The sequence below is a fragment of the Thioalkalivibrio sp. ARh3 genome (assembly GCF_000377265.1).
GTDB classification, from domain to species: Bacteria; Pseudomonadota; Gammaproteobacteria; order Ectothiorhodospirales; family Ectothiorhodospiraceae; genus Thioalkalivibrio; species Thioalkalivibrio thiocyanoxidans.
The window spans coordinates 1-19,493 of the sequence record NZ_KB897949.1 but is presented as its reverse complement, the minus strand read 5'-3'; the positions used below and the strand labels follow the sequence as shown (position 1 = coordinate 19,493).

Here is a 19,493-nt window from a genome sequence, read left to right as displayed (position 1 = left end):
GGAATGGCCCCAATGTTAACCTGACCCGGAACCGCGGACATGCCGCGAAGGCCGTGTTTCCGGGAACGAATCGGCACAAAAGCCGTCCACCCGATCGCGAGTTGCCAATCCCACGGAGGCGTGATGAGCGCGCTGGACGAACAACAACAACGACTGCAGGCCCTGATTGACACAGTCGGGTTTCCGGATTCGCCCCCTCAAGGCGATCAGATCCTGCGGATCGACACCCACATTTCGACGGTCATCCTCGCGGGCGACCGGGCCTACAAGTTCAAGAAGCCGCTGGCCCTGGGGTTTCTGGATTTCTCCACCCTGGAAGCGCGCGAGTACTACTGCCAGACCGAGCTGGAGGTGAATCGCCGCCTCGCGCCCCAGATCTATCTCGACGTCGTGACCCTGAACGGCGACCCCGCGGCTCCTCGCATCAACGGCGAAGGCCCGATACTGGATTACGCGGTATGCATGCGTCGTTTTGATCGCCGCAAGCAACTAGACAACCTGCTGGACAAGGATCAGCTTCCCACCTCGGCCATGGATGACCTCGGCCAGTACATCGCCGCCTTTCATGAGCGTACCGAGCGGGCAGGCGCCGACTCGCCGCATGGCACCCCCGAAGCGGCGACCCAGCCCATGCTGGACAACTTCCCGGCCCTTGGCGAAGCGATCCGTGGCGAGGCTGACCGGGCCCGGCTGAAGGCGCTGGAGAACTGGACCCGGCGCGAGATTGAACGACTCGGGCCTCTTCTCGAATCGCGTCACCGCGAGGGCTTTATCCGTCACGGACATGGCGACCTGCACCTGGGCAACATCGTCTACATCGACGACGAAAAAGGCGAAACCCTGGCGGCGTTCGATGCCATCGAGTTCGATCCCGAGTTGCGCTGGATCGACGTAATCTCCGAGATCGCGTTCACGACGATGGATCTCTTGTCACGTAAGACCCGGGCCCATGCCTGGCGCCTGCTGAATGCCTATCTGGACGGCCGCGACGACATCGCCGGCCTTACCCTGCTGCCCCTCTACCAGGTCTACCGGGCACTCATTCGCGCCAAGGTGCAGGGCATCCACGCCCAGGAGTCCCATCTCCCATCGGACGAACAGGCCGCTCACCGCGCCGAGATGGGACGCTACCTGGCACTGGCCGAACGCCTGACCGAGCCCGGCACCCCCCGGCTGGTACTGATGCACGGCGTGTCGGGCAGCGGCAAGACCGTGATCAGCACGCAGGTCATCGAGGCACTCGGGGCGTTGCGTCTGCGCTCCGACATCGAGCGCAAGCGCCTGGGGGACGACGTCTCCTACAGCGAGGAGGCCCGCGGCCAGATCTACGACCGTCTGCGCCAGCGCGCGGACGACCTGCTTTCACTCGGGCACACGGTCATCGTCGACGCCACCTTCCTCACGCGCGCCCAGCGGGCACCGTTCCAGAAGCTGGCCGCCCGCCACCAGGCGGGCTTCGCCGTTGTCGCCTGCCATGCCAGCGAAAGGGTCTTGCAGGAGCGCCTGGAGCAGCGCGCGGCCGCCGGTCAGGACGCATCCGACGCGGACTACCAGGTGATGCAACAGCAACGTCCGCAGCAGGAATGGCCGACCAGTGCCGAGGGCGTCGTGGAAGTCGCCCCGGAGCAGCCGCTGGACACCGACGCCCTGGCACACCAGCTCCTGCAGCCGGTTCCCGCCTGACCACCGGCTTCCATGCCACAATAGCGCCTGGCTCAACACCTGCGAATGCCCATGTCCCGTACGCTCGCCCTATTCCCGGCCGCCTGGCTCCTCTTGCTGGCAGCGGCCCTGCCTGCCCAGGCCGACGCCGTCCTGCATTACATCGACGATGAAGGCCTCGAGAGCCAGATCCTCGTACGCGATCACATGATCCGCATGGAGCTGAACGAGGCGATCAGCGGGACCACCGGGTACATGCTGTTCGACGCACGCAATGACCAGTTGACCGTGGTGGACGACGACGAGCAGACCTATCTGCCGCTCACGCGCGAGGTAATGGATCAGCAGATCCAGGCGATGACGGACATGGTCAGCGACCTTCGCCGCCAGATGGAGCAGCTCCCCCCCGACGTTCGCGAGCAGCTCAAGCAGCAACTGGGCATCGGCCCAGAGGGTTTCGAGGCCGAAATCCGCACGCGCGAGACCGGCGAAGAGCGCGAGATCGGAGAGTTTGTCTGCCGCGAGATCGACGTGCTGATCGACGACCAGCCCCAGAGCACCGTCTGCGTCGCCGACGCGCAGTCTCTGGGCCTTGAGGACTCCGACTTCCAGACCCTCGGGGCCCTGATGGACCGGCTCTACGAGCTGTCGCTCCGCGCGCTTGAGGCCGGGGGCCCCATGGCCTCCCAGATGGGGGCGTCGCTGCTCCCGCGCGTGGAGGGGGTTCCTCTTGAAGTCCGCGAGCACGACGGCGTCACGACCCGGCTCGCGGGCCTGTCGACCGATTCCCTGAGCGAGGCACTGTTCCAGGTACCGGAAAGCTATGAAGAAACCGAGATGTTCTAGCCCGGTAGCGGCCCGGATCGACTACGGGTTCGCCTGTATCGGGATGGTGCTCGCCCTCGTCGGCTGCGCGGCCGGCCCGGAGCCGCGCGGCCCGGCACCGGAACCCCTCAAGACCGAGCCGGAACCCCGGGTTGCCGAGGGCCCCATGAGCCTGGCGCCGGAAGCGGAGCTGAAGCGTTCGGAAGTCGTGCTGGCGGCACTTGGGCACCTCGATACGCCCTATCGCTACGGCGGCACCGACGCCAACGGTCTCGACTGTTCCGCACTGGTACAGCGCGCCTACCGCGAAGCCGGCAGCGACGTCCCCCGCACCACCTCCGAGCAGGCTCAGTCCGCCACACAGCGCAAGGGTGACCCGAGTCCGGGGGATGTCGTGTTCTTCGCAATCAACGGGAATCAAATCGACCACGTCGGGGTCTATGTCGGTGAAGGCCGATTCGTCCATGCGCCCAGCTCGCGCGGACAGGTTCGCATCGAGGACCTCGACAATCCGTACTGGGCCCCACGGATCCAATTCGCGGGCCATTTCTTCGACCCAGCAGACTAAACGGGGCCTGGCCCCCTGGAACCCATGACGAGGAAGGAACCATGAAGGCATTCTCCCAATTGACCCAACTGCTGCGCCGTTCGGCCATCGCACTCACCCTGAGCGCCGGACTGGCACTGGGCGCCACGGCCAGCGCCTATGAGACCGTGATGGAGACCGACGAGCGCGTCATATTCAAGATAGAGGGCGACTTCGATCACTACTTCGAAATGATTGAAGAGGCCATCAGCGCCGAGGGAATGGTCGTCAACAATGTCGGCCACATCGCCAGCATGCTCGATCGCACGGCGAATCAGGAACGGGGCGAAGGCATCTATCTGGAAGGCCGATCAGTGGAGTTCTGCAGTGCGACCTATTCGCGAGCCACCATGGAGGCGGACCCCCACAATATGGTGTTCTGCCCCTACGTGATCACCATCTACGAACTGACAGACGAGCCCGGCACCATCTACATGGGTTATTCGCCGGTCCCCGAAGTCGGTGAAAAGGACTCCAAAAAGAGCCTGCGCGACGTGAACGAACTGGTCGAGCGCATTATCAAGGAAGCGCTCGCGTTCTGATTGTCAGCGTGAGCCAAAAAAGCCCGGCAGCCAAAGGCTTGCCGGGCTTTTTTGTACCCGCCTTTTATGCGTTCGCCGCCTAGGGAAACACTGATCCATGTACAAACTCGCGTTGGCACCCCAGGTTCCGCGATCCTGCGTTGCACCGCTTGCGGGTAGAACCACTACCCGCTGCACGGCGCGCCTTGTCTCGGAAAACCTGGGGTGCCAACCCCACAAGCCATTGAAGCAGGGGCTCGGCTGCCCGTTGTTATCAAAAACAGGCGTGGGAACTGCGTTTCGGTTCCCTTGTGCAGAATGACTGCACGGCGGTCACCGCGCCTTGTTCGCACGCAAAAGCGACGAAGCAGCGAGCGTGTACATGGATCATGTATTCCCTAAGGCGTCTGATCTTCCTCCGCACCTTCCTTCTTCACCGGCAGGAGCACCTGGCGGTCAACGCCCAGCAACAAAGCCGCGGTGGCTGCAATGAAAATCGACGAGTAGGTCCCCACGATCACGCCGATGATCAGCGCGATCGAGAAGTTCTGCAATGCAGCCCCTCCAAGGAACACCAGAGAAAACAGCACCAGCAAGGTCGTCGTACTGGTGACGATCGTACGCGCCAGTGTCTTGTTCACTGCGATGTTCATGACCTCTTCGGTACCCTTCTTGCGCAATATGCGGAAGTTCTCCCGTATTCGGTCGTAGACCACGATAGTGTCATTCAATGAGTAACCAATGACCGCGAGCACGGCTGCAAGCACCCCGAGATCAAATTCGAGCTGCAGCAGGGAGAAGATCCCGAGCGTAATGACCACGTCATGCACCAGCGCGAGGACCGAGCCAATCGAGAACCGCCACTCAAACCGAACCGCCACGTAAATCAGGATCCCCGCCAGGGCATAGATCATCGCAAGCCCGCCCTGCTCGCGCAGCTCCTCGCCCACGGCAGGCCCCACGAACTCGACACGTCTCAGATCCGGATCGTCTGGCCCCCCGTCCTGCAAGGCGTTGAGCACCCGGTTGGAGAGCGTGGCCGGATCGTCGTCATCCTCGCTCGGGGGCAGACGGATCAGCACATCGCGCGAAGTGCCGAAGGTCTGCACCTGAGCACCGGCAAAGCCGCCTTCGGCGAGCGTGTCGCGGATCGGGTCCAGCTCGACCGCCTCGGGATACCCGACCTCCACCAGCGTGCCGCCGGTAAAGTCGATCCCGAAATTCAGCCCCCTTGTGGCCAGCAGAGCCACGGAGATGAGGATGAGGATCAGCGAGAACGTGATCGCGTATTTGCGTTTGCCGAGAAAATCGAGATTCGATTCGGCGAAATTCAGATGCGGAAGCATGCAGGTCTCCCGGCGCTCAGATGGCCAGGCGGTTCAGCCGACGCTGCCGCCCGTAGGTCAGGTTGACAATGGCGCGGGTCACGATGATCGCGGTGAACATCGAGGCGATGATCCCGATCGACAACGTGATCGCAAAACCCTTGATCGGTCCGGTCCCGAACAGGAACAGCACCAAAGCCGCAATCAGCGTAGTGACGTTGGCATCCGCGATCGTCGTGAACGCGCGGTCATACCCCGAGGCGATAGCGGCCTGCGGTGACAGCCCATTCCGAAGCTCTTCGCGTATCCGCTCGAAGATCAGAACGTTGGCATCCACCGCCATACCCACGGTCAGTACGATCCCCGCAATGCCCGGCAAGGTCAGGGTCGCCTGCAGCATGGACAGCACGGACACGATGAAGACCAGGTTCAGTGCCAGTGCCACGTTCGCGATGAGACCGAACACCCGGTAGTACAGCACCATGAAGAGCATCACTGCGATGAAGCCGATGACAACCGACTGCATGCCGCGGTCGATGTTCTCCTGCCCCAGGCTCGGGCCGACGGTGCGTTCCTCAACGATCGACATCGGGGCTGCCAGCGCACCCGCACGCAGCAGCAGCGCCAGGTTGCGGGCCTCGCGGCTGCTGTCCAGCCCGGAGATCTGGAAGCGCGCACCGAGCGGCTCGTTGATCCGCGCGACGTTGATCACTTCCTCGCTGCGCGAGGTGCGCATGACCTGCTCACCATCTTCCTCCACCGTCTCGGTAGTGGTTTCGATGAACACGGTCGCCATCAGGCGCCCGACATTGTCGCCGGTTACCCGCGAGAAGATGCGCGCGCCCTGGCCGTCCAGGTTGATGAACACTGCCGGGCCGCCCGTGTCCTGGGCAAACCCGGAAGAGGCATCGGTAATGTACTCACCGGTCAGCATCACCTGCCGCTGCAGAAGCACCGGTGTTCCATCCCGCTCGTGATACAGCCGCGTGCCCGAAGGTGCCCGGCCGGTCTCGTCCGCCTCCCGCGGATCGCCGCTCTCCGACACCAGACGGAATTCCAGTGTCGCGGTCGCCCCGAGGACCTCCTTCGCCCTCGCGGTATCCTGCACGCCCGGGAGCTGAACGACGATCCTGTTCTCGCCCTGTTGCGCGATGATCGGTTCCGCCACACCAAGCTCGTCGACCCGCGAACGCAGGGTCGAGATGTTCTGCTGCAACGCCTGGCGACGCAGCTCGGTCAGGTGGTCGTCATCCAGGGTGGCCACCAGCCGGCTCGTGTCACCCGAGCCACGCGACTCCCAGACCAGCTCGTCGCGATACTGACGCTGCAGCCAGCTCTCGGCTTCGTCGCGCTCGGCCTCGCTCTCGAACATTACCGTCAGATCGCGAGTATCGCGTTCCACGGTGTCGAACGACATGCGCTCCTCTCGCAGGCGCCCACGCAGTTCGTTCGAATAACGTTCCATCGCCGTGCCGATCACCGCATCCAGGTCCACCTCAAACAGGAAGTGCACGCCCCCGCGGAGATCGAGTCCCAATGCCATCGGCTGGCCATGGATGGCGCGCAGCCAGTTGGGCGTCGCCGGGGCCATGTTCAACGCGACGGTATGATTGTCATCCAGCGCATTGCGCAGGATCTCGGCCGCGGTCGACTGTTCGTCGGTGGTTGCGAACCGCAACAGAATCTGGCCGTCGTCCTGTTCCTCGAGCGTATGCGGTGTGACGCCCTGGGCACCGAGGATCGTCCCCATCAGCTCACGGATGTTCTGATCGATCTCGCCAGTGGTCGGATTCCCGACCTGGACGGACGGGTCCTCCGGGAACAGGTTGGGCGCGGCATAGAGCCCCGCGCCCACCACCACGACAACGATCAGGGCGTACAGCCACGCCGGAAAGGAATTGCGCATATTCGAAGACCCTTAAGGAAACACTGATCCATGTACACGCTCGCGCTCGAGTCGCTTTTGCGTGCGAACAAGGCGCGGCGACTGCCGTGCAGTCATTCTGCACAAGGGAGCCGCAACGCCGTGCGCGCGCAAAAGCGGCCGAGCCCCTGCATTGAGTGGCTTGTGGGGTTGGTACCCCAAGTTCCCCGATCCAGCGTTGCGCCGCTTGCGGGTAGAACCACTACCCGCTGCACGGCGCGCCTTGTCTCGAAGAACCTGGGGTACCAACGCGAGTGTGTACATGGATCAGTGTTTCCTATTGGGCTTTAGAGGTCCTTGAGGGTGCCCTTGGGCATGACCTGTTGAACCGACTGTTTCTGTACGGCCACATTCACGCCATTGGCGATATCCACCTTGATGAAGTTCTCGCCCACCTCGGTAATCGTGCCGGCGACGCCACCGTTGGTGACAACTTCGTCACCCCTGGACAGCGACTCCACCATCGACCGATGCTCTTTCGCGCGCTTGCTCTGCGGGCGAATGATCAGGAAGTACATGATCGCGAAGAAGATCAGGATCATGATCAGGAACTCGATCATGCCACCACCGGCGGCACCGCCTTCCTGGGCATGCGCTGCAGAAATCAGAAAATCCATCGAAACACTCCCGTGTATAACCAGTCAGTCAGGGGCCCGAGCCAAGCGCTCGTCCCCCGCGAGACCCGTGACCGGGCTCGCGAAAATTGCCGCGCGGATTATGGCACAGGCGGCACTTGCATGCCGCGTCGACCATAGAAATCGGAGACAAACTCCTGAAGGACCCCGGCTGCAATCGCTTCACGCAGCCCGCGCATCAGGTCCTGGTAGTAATGCAGGTTGTGGGTCGTCGCCAACCGCGAGCCCAGGATCTCGTTGCATTTGTCGAGATGCTTCAGGTAGGCCCTTGAATAATTTCGGCACGTATAACACCGGCACTCGGGATCGATCGGGCCCGTGTCGTCGCGAAAACGGGCATTGCGGATCCGCAAGACCCCCTCGCGCGTATACAGAAAGCCGTTACGTGCATTGCGGGTGGGCATCACACAGTCGAACATGTCGACACCGCGGCGCACGGCCTCGACGATGTCCTCGGGTCGCCCCACTCCCATCAGGTAGCGCGGCCGGTCCTCGGGCAACAATGGCAAGGTCACGTCCAGGGTTGCGAGGCGTTCGTCCTCCGGCTCCCCTACCGACAGCCCGCCAATCGCATAGCCGTCAAAGCCAATCGCGCATAGCTCCGCAGCGGATTCGCGGCGCAGGGCGGGATACATCCCGCCCTGCACAATCCCGAACAATGCAGCTGGATTGTCGCTATGCGCCTCACGGGATCGGACTGCCCAGCGCAGTGATAGTTCCATCGACGCACGTGCCTCACTCTCGGTTGCAGGATACGGCGTGCACTCGTCGAAAATCATCACGATGTCGGAGCCTAGTTCTCGCTGGATCTGCATCGAGGACTCTGGTGTCATCAACACGCGCGATCCATCCACCGGCGACTGGAAGCGCACGCCCTCCTCGCTGATCCTGCGCATCTCGGCCAGCGAGAAGACCTGAAACCCGCCTGAATCGGTCAGGATCGGCCCGTCCCAGTGCATGAAATCATGCAGGTCACCGTGTGCCCGAATCACCTCGGTACCCGGCCGGAGCATCAGGTGGAACGTATTGCCCAGGATGATTTGCGCCCCCAGCGCGCGCAGTTCCTCCGGCGTCATCGCCTTCACCGTCCCGTAGGTCCCCACGGGCATGAAGGCTGGCGTCTCGACCTCCCCGCGCGGGAAGCGCAATCGCCCTCTACGGGCCGCGCCATCCTGGCCCAGGTGTTCAAACTCCATTGCGTTCCTCCCGAACACTCGGCGGCAGATCCCCTGGATCGCCCGGTGCCAGCCACATGGCGTCGCCGTAGCTGAAAAAGCGATAGCGATTCGCCACCGCGTGGGCATAGGCATCCAGGATGCGCCGGTACCCCGCAAAGGCCGCCACCAGCATCAGGAGGGTGCTCTGCGGCAGGTGAAAGTTCGTCACCATCCGGTCCACCACGCGAAAGCGATATCCGGGCTGGATAAACAGCCGGGTTTCGCCCTGAAACGGTTGCAACTCACCCCCGACCGCGGCCGTCTCGAGCGATCGCACGCAGGTCGTTCCCACAGCCACCACACGCCCGCCGCGCGCCTTGCAGGCCGCCACGGCCGCGCAGGCCTCCGGGCCCACCTCCAGCCACTCGGCGTGCATCTCGTGACGGGCCGTATCGTCCACCTTGACCGGCTGAAACGTTCCCGCCCCGACGTGCAGCGTCACCGTGGCGGTCTCGACCCCGTGGGCACGCAGACGCTGTAACAGTGCGTCATCGAAATGGAGACCGGCCGTCGGTGCCGCCACCGCACCCTCCCTGCGCGCGAATACCGTCTGGTAACGCTCGGCATCGCTGCCTTCGTCCGCCCGCTCGATGTAGGGCGGCAGCGGGATGTGCCCGTGCTGTTTAAGCAACGCAAGCAGGTCGCACTCGCCCAGCAGCCGCAGCCGAAAAAACGGCCCTTGGCGATCCACCACCTCGACGGAAAAAGCGTCCGCCAGATGGAGACGCGTGCCGGGTTTGGGCGCCCGACTGGCACGGACCAGAGCCAACGCCTGTGACGCGGACTCGATACGCTCCACCAGCACCTCGACCTGACCACCGCTTTCCTTCTGCCCGAACACACGCGCCGGGATCACACGGGTGTCATTCAGCACCAGGAGGTCACCGGGTCGCAGCAGTGATTCGATCGCGCCAAACGCGGCATCTTCCGGCTGCTCCTCCTCCAGCACGAGCAGACGAGAACCGGCCCGCTCGGGCAGCGGATACTGGGCAATCAACTCCTGTGGGAGCTCGTAGTCGAAATCGGAAACACGCATGGCGCGCGATCCTACCACGCGCCGCCCCCGCGACTACGGATCGGCCGAAACGCGATCGCCCTTGCCACACCCCGCTCGTGCGCTACACTAGCGCCTCGAAAGCCGGGATGGTGGAATTGGTATACACGGCGCACTCAAAATGCGCTGGCTTCGGCCTTGTGGGTTCGAGTCCCACTCCCGGCACCACCTCTTTTTTCGGGCCTGGCGATGGGCCCGAAACCGCGCACCTGGCCGGTGTAGCTCAGCTGGTAGAGCATCTGATTTGTAATCAGAGGGTCGCAGGTTCGACTCCTGTCGCCGGCTCCATATTGTGTACACAGCAAAAGGGCCAGCCGACGTGGCTGGCCCTTTTCTTGTCTGCATTCCCGTGGAGCGATTAACGGAAGATGCTGTCGTGCCGTGCTTCAGTCATCTCCGGGGCATCTGCGGGGCACACCGCTTCCGGGTCGATCCGAGCGGCGTCATCCACTAGCCCGAGGTCCGCAGCCGTCGGCATGTCGCCACGCGAGATCTCGAGATACTCAAGCAGTCGACCCAGCCCATTCAGCGCCCGCGCCTTGGCGATCTCCATGTCGTGCTGGGCATTCACATAGGCCCGGCTCGCCTCGAAGTGCTCGTTTTCCGTGTCGAGCAGGTCCAGGAGGCTGCGCTGGCCAATCCCGAACTGCTGGCGATACGCGGTGCGCACCCGGTCGGACGAGTCGCGATGCTGGCGCAGGAAACGCAGCTGGCTATCCAGCGACCGAATGTCGTTGTAGGCCACCGAGACCGTCTGGCGCACGTTGCGGCAGACCGCTTCCTGCTCGTCGCGCGCCTGGTTGAACTCCTCGGTAAACTGGCGCACCCGCGCCTGGTCGGTGCCGCCGCGGAACAGATTCCAGGTCATTACCACCATCGCCGAGGTGTCATGGATCCGGATATCCTCGCGTTCCAGGACGTCGTTCTCGTAGGCATGACGCAGCTGCAGATCCACCCGGGGGTGGAAGGCCGAGCGCGCGACGTTACGCTGCTCCTGCGCCGCCTCCATGTTCCGCAGCGAGGCGAACATCGCCGGATTCTTGGTGATGGCTTCGGTCAAGGCCTCCTGAGCCGTCCCGGGAATCGGTTCGTCGGAGAACGTACCCACAAGGTCCACGCGATCGTCGCCGGGCATTTGCCCCACGACCCGGTAGTACCGCGCATTCACGTCGTGAAGATTCTGCCGCTCGGTCAGGAGATTGGACTCGGCCAGCGCCAGACGGCCGGAGGCCTGCTCAAGATCGACACCGCGGCCGACCCCGCGCTCGGTCTGGTCCACGATCTGGTCGTAGACCTCTTTGTGCGCATCGTAGTTTTCCTGCGCCAGGTCCACCAAAGCGCGCTGACGCTGCACGTCGGCGAAAGCCCGCACCGCTTCGAGTGCGATCTCCTCGGTGGCCTCGCGCAATTCGAAGTAGCGAACCCGCTCGATCTCGCCCAGGCGTTTTACCTCGCTCGCCGTCTCGAAACCGTCGTACAGCATCTGCGTCAGCGTAACGTCGACACCGCGCGGGTTACGCGAAAACGAATTGAAATCATCATCGCTGGAGCGCTGGCGCTGATAGCCGGCGCGAGCGTTCAGATCCACCTCGGGCAGGAAGCGCCCGCGCGCGCCCGACTGTTCCTCACCGGATGCGCGAAAGGCGTGCCAACGCGACTGGACCTCCGGGTTGGAGAGTACCGCTTCCATCGCTGCATCACGCAGCGGTTCCGGGGCCTCGGCCTGTGCCGATCCCCCCACCACCATCGCCACAGCCGCCGTCAGGGCGAGCAGAGCACTTCTCCCGCCCGCGGGCCTCATTCCGTTCATCATTGTTGTCCTCCCAAGAAACCTGGACGCTTGCGCCGCTACTCGTCGAATCCGCTTGTCGCCCGGACGAACCGCTTATGCGCGCCTCACACCTGAGAACGATAGGCCTAAGCCTATGCCTGCGCAATCAATATCAATTGTGTCACATAACGGACAGCAAACGCCTTGTAAAGCGAGAATCCGTACACAGGTCTACGCTAGCAATAAATGTATCTGGCATTCCAGACAGGCGTAGCCCATCATTCGGTGAGTAGCACATTTTTCAGCCACCGGAGGGCACGCCTTAGTGCTTGGCATCTGGCCCCGCAATCCCGCCCGATTTATTCGGCACGCGAGCCTTGTGCTCTTGCTGTGTGCCGGGGCGTGGATGCTGGGCTCCGGCCATGCCGGTCTCGACGACCTTGTCCAGCTCGAGCAGGTGGCCGCCGAACGCTACGGACCGGATACGGCGGAGCGCGTCCGGCGCTGGCGAGAACTCCTGGAGGACCTCGCCGATGAAGACGAACAGACCCAGATCACGCGGGTGAACGAGTTTTTTAATCGCAAGCTGCTCTACCAGGATGACCAGGTCACCTGGGGTAAGGAAGACTTCTGGGCCACGCCCCTGGAGGCCCTCGACAAGGGTGCGGGGGACTGCGAGGACTACTCCATCGCGAAGTACGTCAGCCTGCGCAAACTGGGCATCCCCGACGAACGCCTGCGGCTCTTCTACGTGCGCGCCCGTCTGGGCGGACCGGACAGCAACCTGAGCCAGGCCCATATGGTCCTGGGATATTTCACCGACCCGCGTGACGAACCGCAGGTGCTGGACAACCTGGTTACCCGAATCGAAACCGCCTCCCAGCGCGACGACCTGACGCCGATCTTCTCGTTCAACAGCGAGGGACTCTGGCCCGACGGACAGGAACAGTCGGCCGCCGACCCCACCGCCCGCCTGTCACGCTGGCGCCGCGTCCTGGAACAGCTGGACGAATACGGCCTTGATCTCGCCCGACCCATTAACTGACCCCGGAATGAGGGCCCAGCCATGACGCTGAGAAAACAACTCTGGATCGCCGTCGCCATCATCATGCTGCTGGCGCTGCTGGTCAGCATCGTGGTGAGCACCCTGTCGGCCCGCAACTACCTGGCGCAGCAGCTGCTGACCAAGAATATCGACAACGCCGCATCCCTGGCCCTGTCGCTCTCCCAGCTGCCCAAGGATGAGACCACGGTGGAGCTGCAGATCGCTTCGCAGTTCGACACGGGGCACTACCGGCACATTCGGCTGGTGGACCCCACCGGCGAGCTCATGATCGAACGGCGAAATCCCGAACCACCCCAGGGCGTACCCGACTGGTTTGTGAAGCGCCTCGCCTTCAACGTGCGCCCCGGCGTGGCGCACGTGTCCGATGGCTGGTCTTCATTCGGCACGCTGATCGTGGAGAGTCAGACGAACTACGCCTACGAGGCCCTGTGGGACGGCACACTCCGGCTCACCGCCATATTCGCCGGCGGCTTGCTGATCATCGGGCTGATTGGATCGTTCCTGCTCGGGCGGCTGATACGGCCGCTGAACCAGGTGGTGGAGCAAGCCGAGGCGGTCGGGGCACGCCGCTTCGTCACCACCCCTGAACCCCGCACCTGGGAGTTCCGGGCACTGGTCCGGGCCATGAATCGGCTCACCGAGCATGTCCGGATGATGCTGCAGGAAGAGTCAAGCCGACTGGAACGCCTCAAAAACCGGCTGCAACATGATGATGTAACGGGACTTCTTACCCGGGAGGCGTTCCTGAATCGCTTCCAGGCGACACTCGACAATCGTCATAGTGGATCCGCGGGAAGCTTTGTTCTCTTGCGTATCACTGACCTGCCCGAGCTCAATCAAGCACTCGGACATGCCAGCCTCGACGAACTACTGGCGCGTATTGCCGGGGTCATCGAGCAACAGGCCACGCTCACGGACTACGGAGCCGCCGGCCGGCTGAAGGGTTCGGATATCGCAGTCTTTGGTGACGGGATCACCGACAGCCGACGCTTTGCCGAGTCTCTGCTGACGGCCATTCGCGCAGAACTGGGCAGCCAGGCACCGCGAGCCATGGCCCTCCACCTGGCAGGGACGCCCTACCGCTCCGACGACACCACGGGAGAGGTGCTGAGCCGCGTGGACCAGGCCCTTGCGCGTGCGGAACTGGAGCCGGGGGACTCCATTGCCGAAGAACCTCACGCGGTCCTGCCCCACGCCAACCAGAACGAATGGCGCTCCGCAATCACTCTCGCCCTGGCCACCCACGGCGTGGAACTAGCGCGGTTCCCGGTGATGGATGCCGATCAAGAATTAATGCATCACGAAGCACCGATGCGTCTGATTCTCGATGGCGAATCGCGCCCGGCCGGCTACTTCATGCCCTGGGCCGTACGCCTGGACCTGATTCGCCAACTGGACGATGCCGTACTCGACAAAGCCCTGGAGCAGCTGCAGAGCCCCGGTGAGCGTCTTGCCATCAACCTCTCCGTCGACAGTCTGCGCGACACCGACTTTCGGCAACGGCTCGAATCACGTCTGGCTGGAAACCCCGAGGTGGCCGGCCGCCTGTGGCTGGAATTTCCGGCCCGAAGCGCACTGGCCCACCCGGCCGAGCTGCGTGACCTGTGTCGCGTCGCCCGTGTAACGGGTTTTGTGGTCGGCCTGGAACACGCAGGCCCCGAGGCCTTCCGCTCGCACGACCTCACCGCGTACGGACTCCATTACGTGAAGTTGCAGGCCTCGCTCATCCAGGGTGTCCACCGTTCCGCCGAGACTCAGGCGCTGATCCGTGGGCTGTGCACCCTCGCGCATTCCATCGGCATCCTGGTCATCGCGGAAGGCTGCGACAACTCCGACGACATCAAGTCCCTGATGGAACTCGGGATCGACGGCGTCACGGGCCGCGCCGTACAGTCCCTGAACGCCTGAGCACTCCCCACAAAAAAGGCCCCGCCTGCCAAGGCGGGGTCTCAAACAGCCAGCCTGGCCGGCGTTATTGATCGATGGTCAGATGGCCGTTTTCGATCAGGGTCTGGATGAAGTCCCAGGACGAGTCAAAGCCGTTCATGCTCACTCCCTCCAGCGTAATCGCATGGTCGGCTCCACCGTTGTCACTGCCCATCGTCCCCGACGAGCTCACATGCAGCACGGTGTGCTCACCCTGCGGCTCGGCCGACAGGAACTGATCCAGCGTCTCCTGGCTCGCTGCCGAAAGCAGATCCCCCAGGGTGATCCTGGCGCCGGAGGCATCCGTGTCCAGGCTGAACCCCTGAATCACAAAGCGGGCGGGATCATCCGCGGTGCCCTGGCCCCCTTCGGAGATCACGAAGATGTCCTGATCCGTATCCACCGTCAGGAAGTTGGCCCCGTAGTCATCCGCCTCGGCCATTTCCCCGATACCCGCAGTAGCGAGACCTTCCTCGCCACCCGTGGCGGGGTAGAACTCGGCATCTTCGCCTTCGCCCACCTGCACGGACAGTCCAACCGGTTTGACACTGAATTCACTGTCTACGCGGTCCTGCCCTGTCCCAACTCGGCCACCGAGAAAGGCCACATACGAAAAGGGCTCCCCCGTGATCTCCAGAAATCCTTCTGCATTGACATCATCCGCCAGAGAGCGGCTTTCACCCAACGGAGCACCATCTTCCCCATAGAGGATATAGGTGCCACCGCCCAGCGTTCCCTCGATCTGGAACGACGCAGAAGATGTGGACTCGGCAAAACCGAAAAGCAGTGCCTCGCGCGGATCGATCGCGTCCGGCTCGTTATTGCCCTGATGGTCAACCGCGAAAAAACCATCCCGATACGACACTGCAGCACTGTTGGAATCGGTTTCCTTCAGGTTATTGGCATTAGCCATCGTGCCTTGCTCTGAGCCAATCCCGACTGTGTGCGCCCACGCATACAAGTCCGGCTCCGGCGGCGGCTCGACAATCAGCTCCGGAACCGGTGCGAATGCACCGTCCGAAGCCACCAGGTCGTCCAGGCCCGTCAGCACAACCGTCCCTTCCACCGTGACGCTGAGCTGGTTGCCGTCGACCGTCCCGTTGCGGACAGCCTCCGCCCCCTGTTCCGTCAGCACCACCACCCAGTTGCCGGAACCGTCCTGTCCCAGCGCCAGGTAGCTGGTATCACCGCCCACGATGCTGTAGGTAATGGCACTCGCCAACGCCGGGTCCAGACCATCCAGCTCCAGCGCGTGCGACACGTCGAAAACCACGTCGCCAGCCGCAGCCTCGCTCGCCTCCTCATAGCCGTAATCCGCAGCGACCACCACCGTCACCGTCAGAGTCGGGTCCGCATCCGGCGGCGGCTCGACAATAAGCTCCGGAACAGGTGCGAATGCACCGTCCGTGGCCACCAGATCCTCCATGCCCGTCAGCACAACCGTCCCTTCCACCGTGACACTGAGCTGGTTGCCGTCGACCGTCCCGTTGCGGATAGCCTCCGCCCCCTGTTCCGTCAGCACCACCACCCAGTTGCCGGAACCGTCCTGTCCCAGCGCCAGGTAGCTGGTATCACCGCCCACGATGCTGTAGGTAATGGCGCTCGCCAACCCCGGGTCCAGACCATCCAGATCCAGTACGTGCGACACGTCGAAAACCACGTCGCCGGCCTGCGCTTCGCTGGCATCTTCATAGCCATACCCCGCTGCCAGGGACACCGAAACCGTTAGCGTCGGGTTCGCCGTCACCGGAGGGGTTGGCTCGGCGGTTTCGCCTCCTGGCACCGCCACGGTCTCGCCCATCGCATCTGGGCGATCAAAGACGTTTACCGGGAAGGTGTAGTTGATCGGTTCGACGGGCTCGCTGATTCGTGCCACGCGTACGAACCCGCCACCCTCGCTGTCGCCGCCTTCCAGACCCGCAGCCGGCGGGGCAATCAGCGCATCCAGCGACTCTCCTCGCTCCAGCGCCTCGATCACCTCTTCTGCGGTCGGGATGTCGGGGTTGTCGGCACGGCCGCTCTCGGCCAGCGCCTCGCCAACCAGGGCCTGCTGACCTTCCCCAAGCGACAGCGATCCACCATCCATGCCCTCAAGCTGCACAGTCGCGCCCTTTAACGGGATTACTTCCTCCCCTGCATATACCGGATCGCCTACCGCTAACACGCGCGAGTTACCTTCGGCATCGCGCGCAATCACCGTCCCGGTCAATGCCTGCACAGTCGCCACGACTACATTCACCGCCATCTAACTACCCTCCAGGAGCCGGCTCTACTCGCCCGGCCAAAATAGGCAATCGTTTGCCTACACGAATCACTCGTGCCGCTTACGGCCCTCACCGTGAAACCGCACGACCTCCCTCCTACTTCGCCATGATCGCATGCGACCCGTCAAAGTAGGCCCTCGTCATCCTCAACCAGATTAAGGCGCGTAGCCGATGCTCGGAGATCCTTGCGCCCCAACAACTTCTTCTGCGCCGCATCTGGCAGGTCCGTAAACCGAATGACGCCCTTGTCGGTGAGCACCTCGACCAGATCCTCCAGCACACGGATCAGCTCCAGATCGGACGCCTGCAGCGCCGCAGGGACTGGCTCTTCCTCATCCGCTCCGAGAAAAACCAGCAACTCTGGAGCATCGGCCGCGACAAACTCCGTGCACTCGGCACTCGCGTCGCGACTCACAAGGTCGATCCGGCCTTCTGCATCCCGTCTCACGTACATACGCGGCCCCCGGCCATCCAGTAATCCAGCTTCCAGCCTACACCCTCAGACACGAGAAAGCCCCGCCGATTCCGACCGGCGGGGCCCCTCATCCGACCACTTAATGATCAATCTTCAGTTGATCATTGCTCAGCAAGTGATCGATGACTTCTTGCGAATTGGAAGCATCCCCAAAGTCGCTGAACGACTTCCCTTCAAGGCGGACAGTCTGGTCTGCATTGCTACCATCACTTTCCAGGCCTCCCGAAGAGCTGATGTACAGCAGAGTATCGTCACCATCTTCTTTCGCAACGATGAAATCGGCAACGTTGCCCTCATCCGCGTCATCCAGCAGGTCGGCGACATCCAAGACATTCTCACCAATGCCAAAGTCGGTGACCACGTCCTCTGTAGGTGAGCCAGCGTCACCTTGATATCCGTCGACCCAGATAAACGTATCGTTGCCAGCGCCCCCGGTGAGGGTGTTGTTGCCGCCACCCCCAATCAACATGTCGTCTCCGGCGCCACCATCAAGCAGGTCGTCTCCAAAACCACCGATGAGGATATCATTGCCGTCAGTACCGACTAGATCGTTTTCCTCAGAATCCCCACTAGAAATCGTCTCGCCGTTTGAGTCTGCAACAACAATTTCCCCGCTGTTTTCAACCGACATAAACCACGCGGTCAGTGCACTTTCGACCGAATCACCATCCCCATCGGTACCCACGATCGGCAACTGAACACCGTTACCAACAGACTGATCCTGGCTACTGAAATCGATTTCTTTAAGCCTGAAGTTATCAGTCCCTGAACCACCTTGGACTGAAAAGGCCTGCATTGCCTCGCTGCTAGTTATCGAATAGCTCCAACCATCCTGCAATCCGTCAATGAAAGCCAAATCGCCGTCCACAGAAATGGAAACACCACTATCACCCCCAATCGTGACGGCCTGACCTTCTTCGTCGAAAACCTTAATATCGTCCGCACTCAGATCAACCGCCACACCTTCATCAAGTAGGCCACCGCTACCATCATCCTCTGTCACCTGAACGTCTTTGAAGGCTCGAATCTCAAGATTCACTTCGCTTCCATTTGTGCCGACCTTTTGGGAGAACGAATTTACCGATAGGCTATTACTCCAGTTCGCACCCGCATTTACGTCCAAGTTATCCACAAAATCGAATCGAGCGATCTCGCCCTCGCTAATGGACTGTCCTTGACTAATTCCGATTCCATTGGTGCTGGTGTTGACCGTATCGCCCTGGGATGTCGAAACTAAGATAGCCTCCGATGCCCCCTCGTCTATCGAGGACAGCGCGTACAAGGGTTCATTCCCCCCCGAAACACCGTCCAGGCCAACCCGATTTTCAACTAAAGTATAAACATCATTTACGTTCGATATCTCATATTCGTCAGTCTCTGGCATGAGCTTAAATTCAAACCCAACATAACCACTTTCGGTACGTGCCTCCAGAGATCGACCATCCTGCGTATCTGTATACAGCCGGAGCTCTTCACCTTCTACATACAGCTTATTGCCTTCCCTATCTCTGGCCAGATCACCGTCTTCAATAACACTCGAAAAAACGACGTCGCCAACACCATCTGCGCCAGCGGAACCCGCGAAATTGAGACTTCCGCCAAACCCATCTTCCAGTGACGCCATATCGGGGGTGAATTCAAGGGGGACATCATCCACGATCGTGACATTAATCTCGTCACTGTCCGACCGGTCAGCATTGTCCGTCACCTCAACCAGGATCGGATCCTTCTCCAGCGCGTCACGACCATCAAGATGCTCGCCCGTCGCATCACTATGATCAGCCGGCGAGGTCAGCTCGTAGGTATAATCCACCTCGTAGGTGCCGTTTTCATGGTCCGTGAAGTCCGTGATCGACAGCACGCCCTTGCTGGTGTCGACCGTCAGCGGGTCCGCTTCCGTTGCCCCATTAAGCGCATTCAGATCCTCCGAGTCCTCGAGATCCCAAGACACCCCGGCAATGGCAAGCGTCTTCATCCCCGCCGCCGCCGTAACCGTAAACGTACCCGACTTCGACACCGCCTCCGCATCGGGGCTCGTCCCTTCAGGCAGATTCGCCTCATCCACCGTAAAGGCACCCTCATCACCTTCTAGGCCCTCGATCGAGGGTCCAGGCAATTCAATCTCAATGCTGTCATCACCGGGACCACCCAGGTTGCCCGCGGCATCGGCGTAGCTCTCATTCGGCACCGCAACACTGCCCTGCTCCGCTTCATCCTCCGGCGTGAAGGTGGCCGTCCAGAC

General features: G+C 62.2%; 14 protein-coding genes, 2 tRNA genes and 1 pseudogene. 8 read left to right on the top strand and 9 right to left on the bottom strand.

The window, feature by feature from the left end; genetic code table 11:
- The first annotated feature begins 123 nt into the window (after positions 1 to 123).
- From C995_RS0107035 to C995_RS0107020, 4 genes are read left to right on the top strand one after another with little or no spacing between them, the layout of a single operon-like run.
- Complete coding sequence (locus C995_RS0107035) at positions 124 to 1,683, top strand: bifunctional aminoglycoside phosphotransferase/ATP-binding protein (protein ID WP_018864250.1); 1,560 nt, start codon at positions 124 to 126, stop codon at positions 1,681 to 1,683.
- Positions 1,684 to 1,734: 51 nt separating this feature from the next.
- Complete coding sequence (locus tag C995_RS0107030) at positions 1,735 to 2,508, top strand: hypothetical protein (RefSeq protein ID WP_018864249.1); 774 nt, start codon at positions 1,735 to 1,737, stop codon at positions 2,506 to 2,508.
- 43 nt (positions 2,509 to 2,551) lie between these two features.
- Positions 2,552 to 3,055 carry a C40 family peptidase gene (locus C995_RS0107025; RefSeq protein WP_018864248.1) on the top strand — a complete coding sequence of 168 codons (504 nt, stop codon included), beginning with the start codon at positions 2,552 to 2,554 and terminating at the stop codon, positions 3,053 to 3,055.
- A gap of 41 nt (positions 3,056 to 3,096) precedes the next feature.
- Positions 3,097 to 3,615, top strand: coding sequence for a DUF302 domain-containing protein (locus C995_RS0107020; RefSeq protein ID WP_018864247.1), 519 nt, complete (start codon positions 3,097 to 3,099; stop codon positions 3,613 to 3,615).
- Positions 3,616 to 3,992: 377 nt separating this feature from the next.
- On the opposite strand, the gene secF is transcribed toward C995_RS0107020, so the two are convergent.
- The 5 genes from secF to queA form a co-directional block, all read right to left on the bottom strand.
- Positions 3,993 to 4,940: a protein translocase subunit SecF gene (gene secF / locus C995_RS0107015; protein ID WP_018864246.1), complete on the bottom strand. Its 948-nt coding sequence runs from the start codon at positions 4,938 to 4,940 to the stop codon at positions 3,993 to 3,995.
- A 16-nt stretch (positions 4,941 to 4,956) separates the two neighbouring features.
- The gene (gene secD / locus C995_RS0107010) at positions 4,957 to 6,825 is read right to left on the bottom strand and encodes a protein translocase subunit SecD (protein ID WP_018864245.1); all 1,869 of its coding nucleotides are present in this window, start codon (positions 6,823 to 6,825) and stop codon (positions 4,957 to 4,959) included.
- Positions 6,826 to 7,130: 305 nt separating this feature from the next.
- Positions 7,131 to 7,460, bottom strand: coding sequence for a preprotein translocase subunit YajC (gene yajC, locus C995_RS0107005; RefSeq protein WP_018864244.1), 330 nt, complete (start codon positions 7,458 to 7,460; stop codon positions 7,131 to 7,133).
- 98 nt (positions 7,461 to 7,558) lie between these two features.
- Positions 7,559 to 8,674 (bottom strand): tRNA guanosine(34) transglycosylase Tgt, encoded by a 1,116-nt coding sequence (tgt, locus tag C995_RS0107000; protein WP_018864243.1) that lies wholly within the window; start codon positions 8,672 to 8,674, stop codon positions 7,559 to 7,561.
- Positions 8,664 to 9,731: a tRNA preQ1(34) S-adenosylmethionine ribosyltransferase-isomerase QueA gene (gene queA, locus C995_RS0106995; protein WP_018864242.1), complete on the bottom strand. Its 1,068-nt coding sequence runs from the start codon at positions 9,729 to 9,731 to the stop codon at positions 8,664 to 8,666. Before queA ends, tgt begins: the two co-directional genes overlap by 11 nt.
- Before the next feature lie 101 nt (positions 9,732 to 9,832).
- Between queA and C995_RS0106990 the strand changes: the two genes are divergently transcribed.
- Positions 9,833 to 9,917, top strand: a tRNA-Leu gene (locus C995_RS0106990).
- 44 nt (positions 9,918 to 9,961) lie between these two features.
- A tRNA-Thr gene (locus C995_RS0106985) sits at positions 9,962 to 10,037 on the top strand.
- A 70-nt stretch (positions 10,038 to 10,107) separates the two neighbouring features.
- Here C995_RS0106985 and C995_RS0106980 read toward each other — a convergent pair.
- On the bottom strand, positions 10,108 to 11,496 hold the full coding sequence (locus C995_RS0106980) for a TolC family outer membrane protein (protein ID WP_018864241.1): 1,389 nt from the start codon (positions 11,494 to 11,496) through the stop codon (positions 10,108 to 10,110).
- Positions 11,497 to 11,899: 403 nt separating this feature from the next.
- Between C995_RS0106980 and C995_RS0106975 the strand changes: the two genes are divergently transcribed.
- Both C995_RS0106975 and C995_RS0106970 read left to right on the top strand, forming a co-directional pair.
- The gene (locus tag C995_RS0106975; protein ID WP_026278995.1) at positions 11,900 to 12,565 is read left to right on the top strand and encodes a transglutaminase-like cysteine peptidase; all 666 of its coding nucleotides are present in this window, start codon (positions 11,900 to 11,902) and stop codon (positions 12,563 to 12,565) included.
- A gap of 21 nt (positions 12,566 to 12,586) precedes the next feature.
- On the top strand, positions 12,587 to 14,494 hold the full coding sequence (locus C995_RS0106970; RefSeq protein ID WP_018864239.1) for a LapD/MoxY N-terminal periplasmic domain-containing protein: 1,908 nt from the start codon (positions 12,587 to 12,589) through the stop codon (positions 14,492 to 14,494).
- 64 nt (positions 14,495 to 14,558) lie between these two features.
- On the opposite strand, the gene C995_RS13580 is transcribed toward C995_RS0106970, so the two are convergent.
- The 3 genes and pseudogenes from C995_RS13580 to C995_RS14340 all read right to left on the bottom strand — a co-directional run.
- The gene (locus C995_RS13580; protein ID WP_156015492.1) at positions 14,559 to 16,757 is read right to left on the bottom strand and encodes a retention module-containing protein; all 2,199 of its coding nucleotides are present in this window, start codon (positions 16,755 to 16,757) and stop codon (positions 14,559 to 14,561) included.
- A 143-nt stretch (positions 16,758 to 16,900) separates the two neighbouring features.
- The gene (locus C995_RS0106960) at positions 16,901 to 17,230 is read right to left on the bottom strand and encodes a hypothetical protein (protein ID WP_018864237.1); all 330 of its coding nucleotides are present in this window, start codon (positions 17,228 to 17,230) and stop codon (positions 16,901 to 16,903) included.
- 100 nt (positions 17,231 to 17,330) lie between these two features.
- Positions 17,331 to 19,493 (bottom strand): annotated as a pseudogene (locus C995_RS14340) (hypothetical protein); the annotation flags it as partial.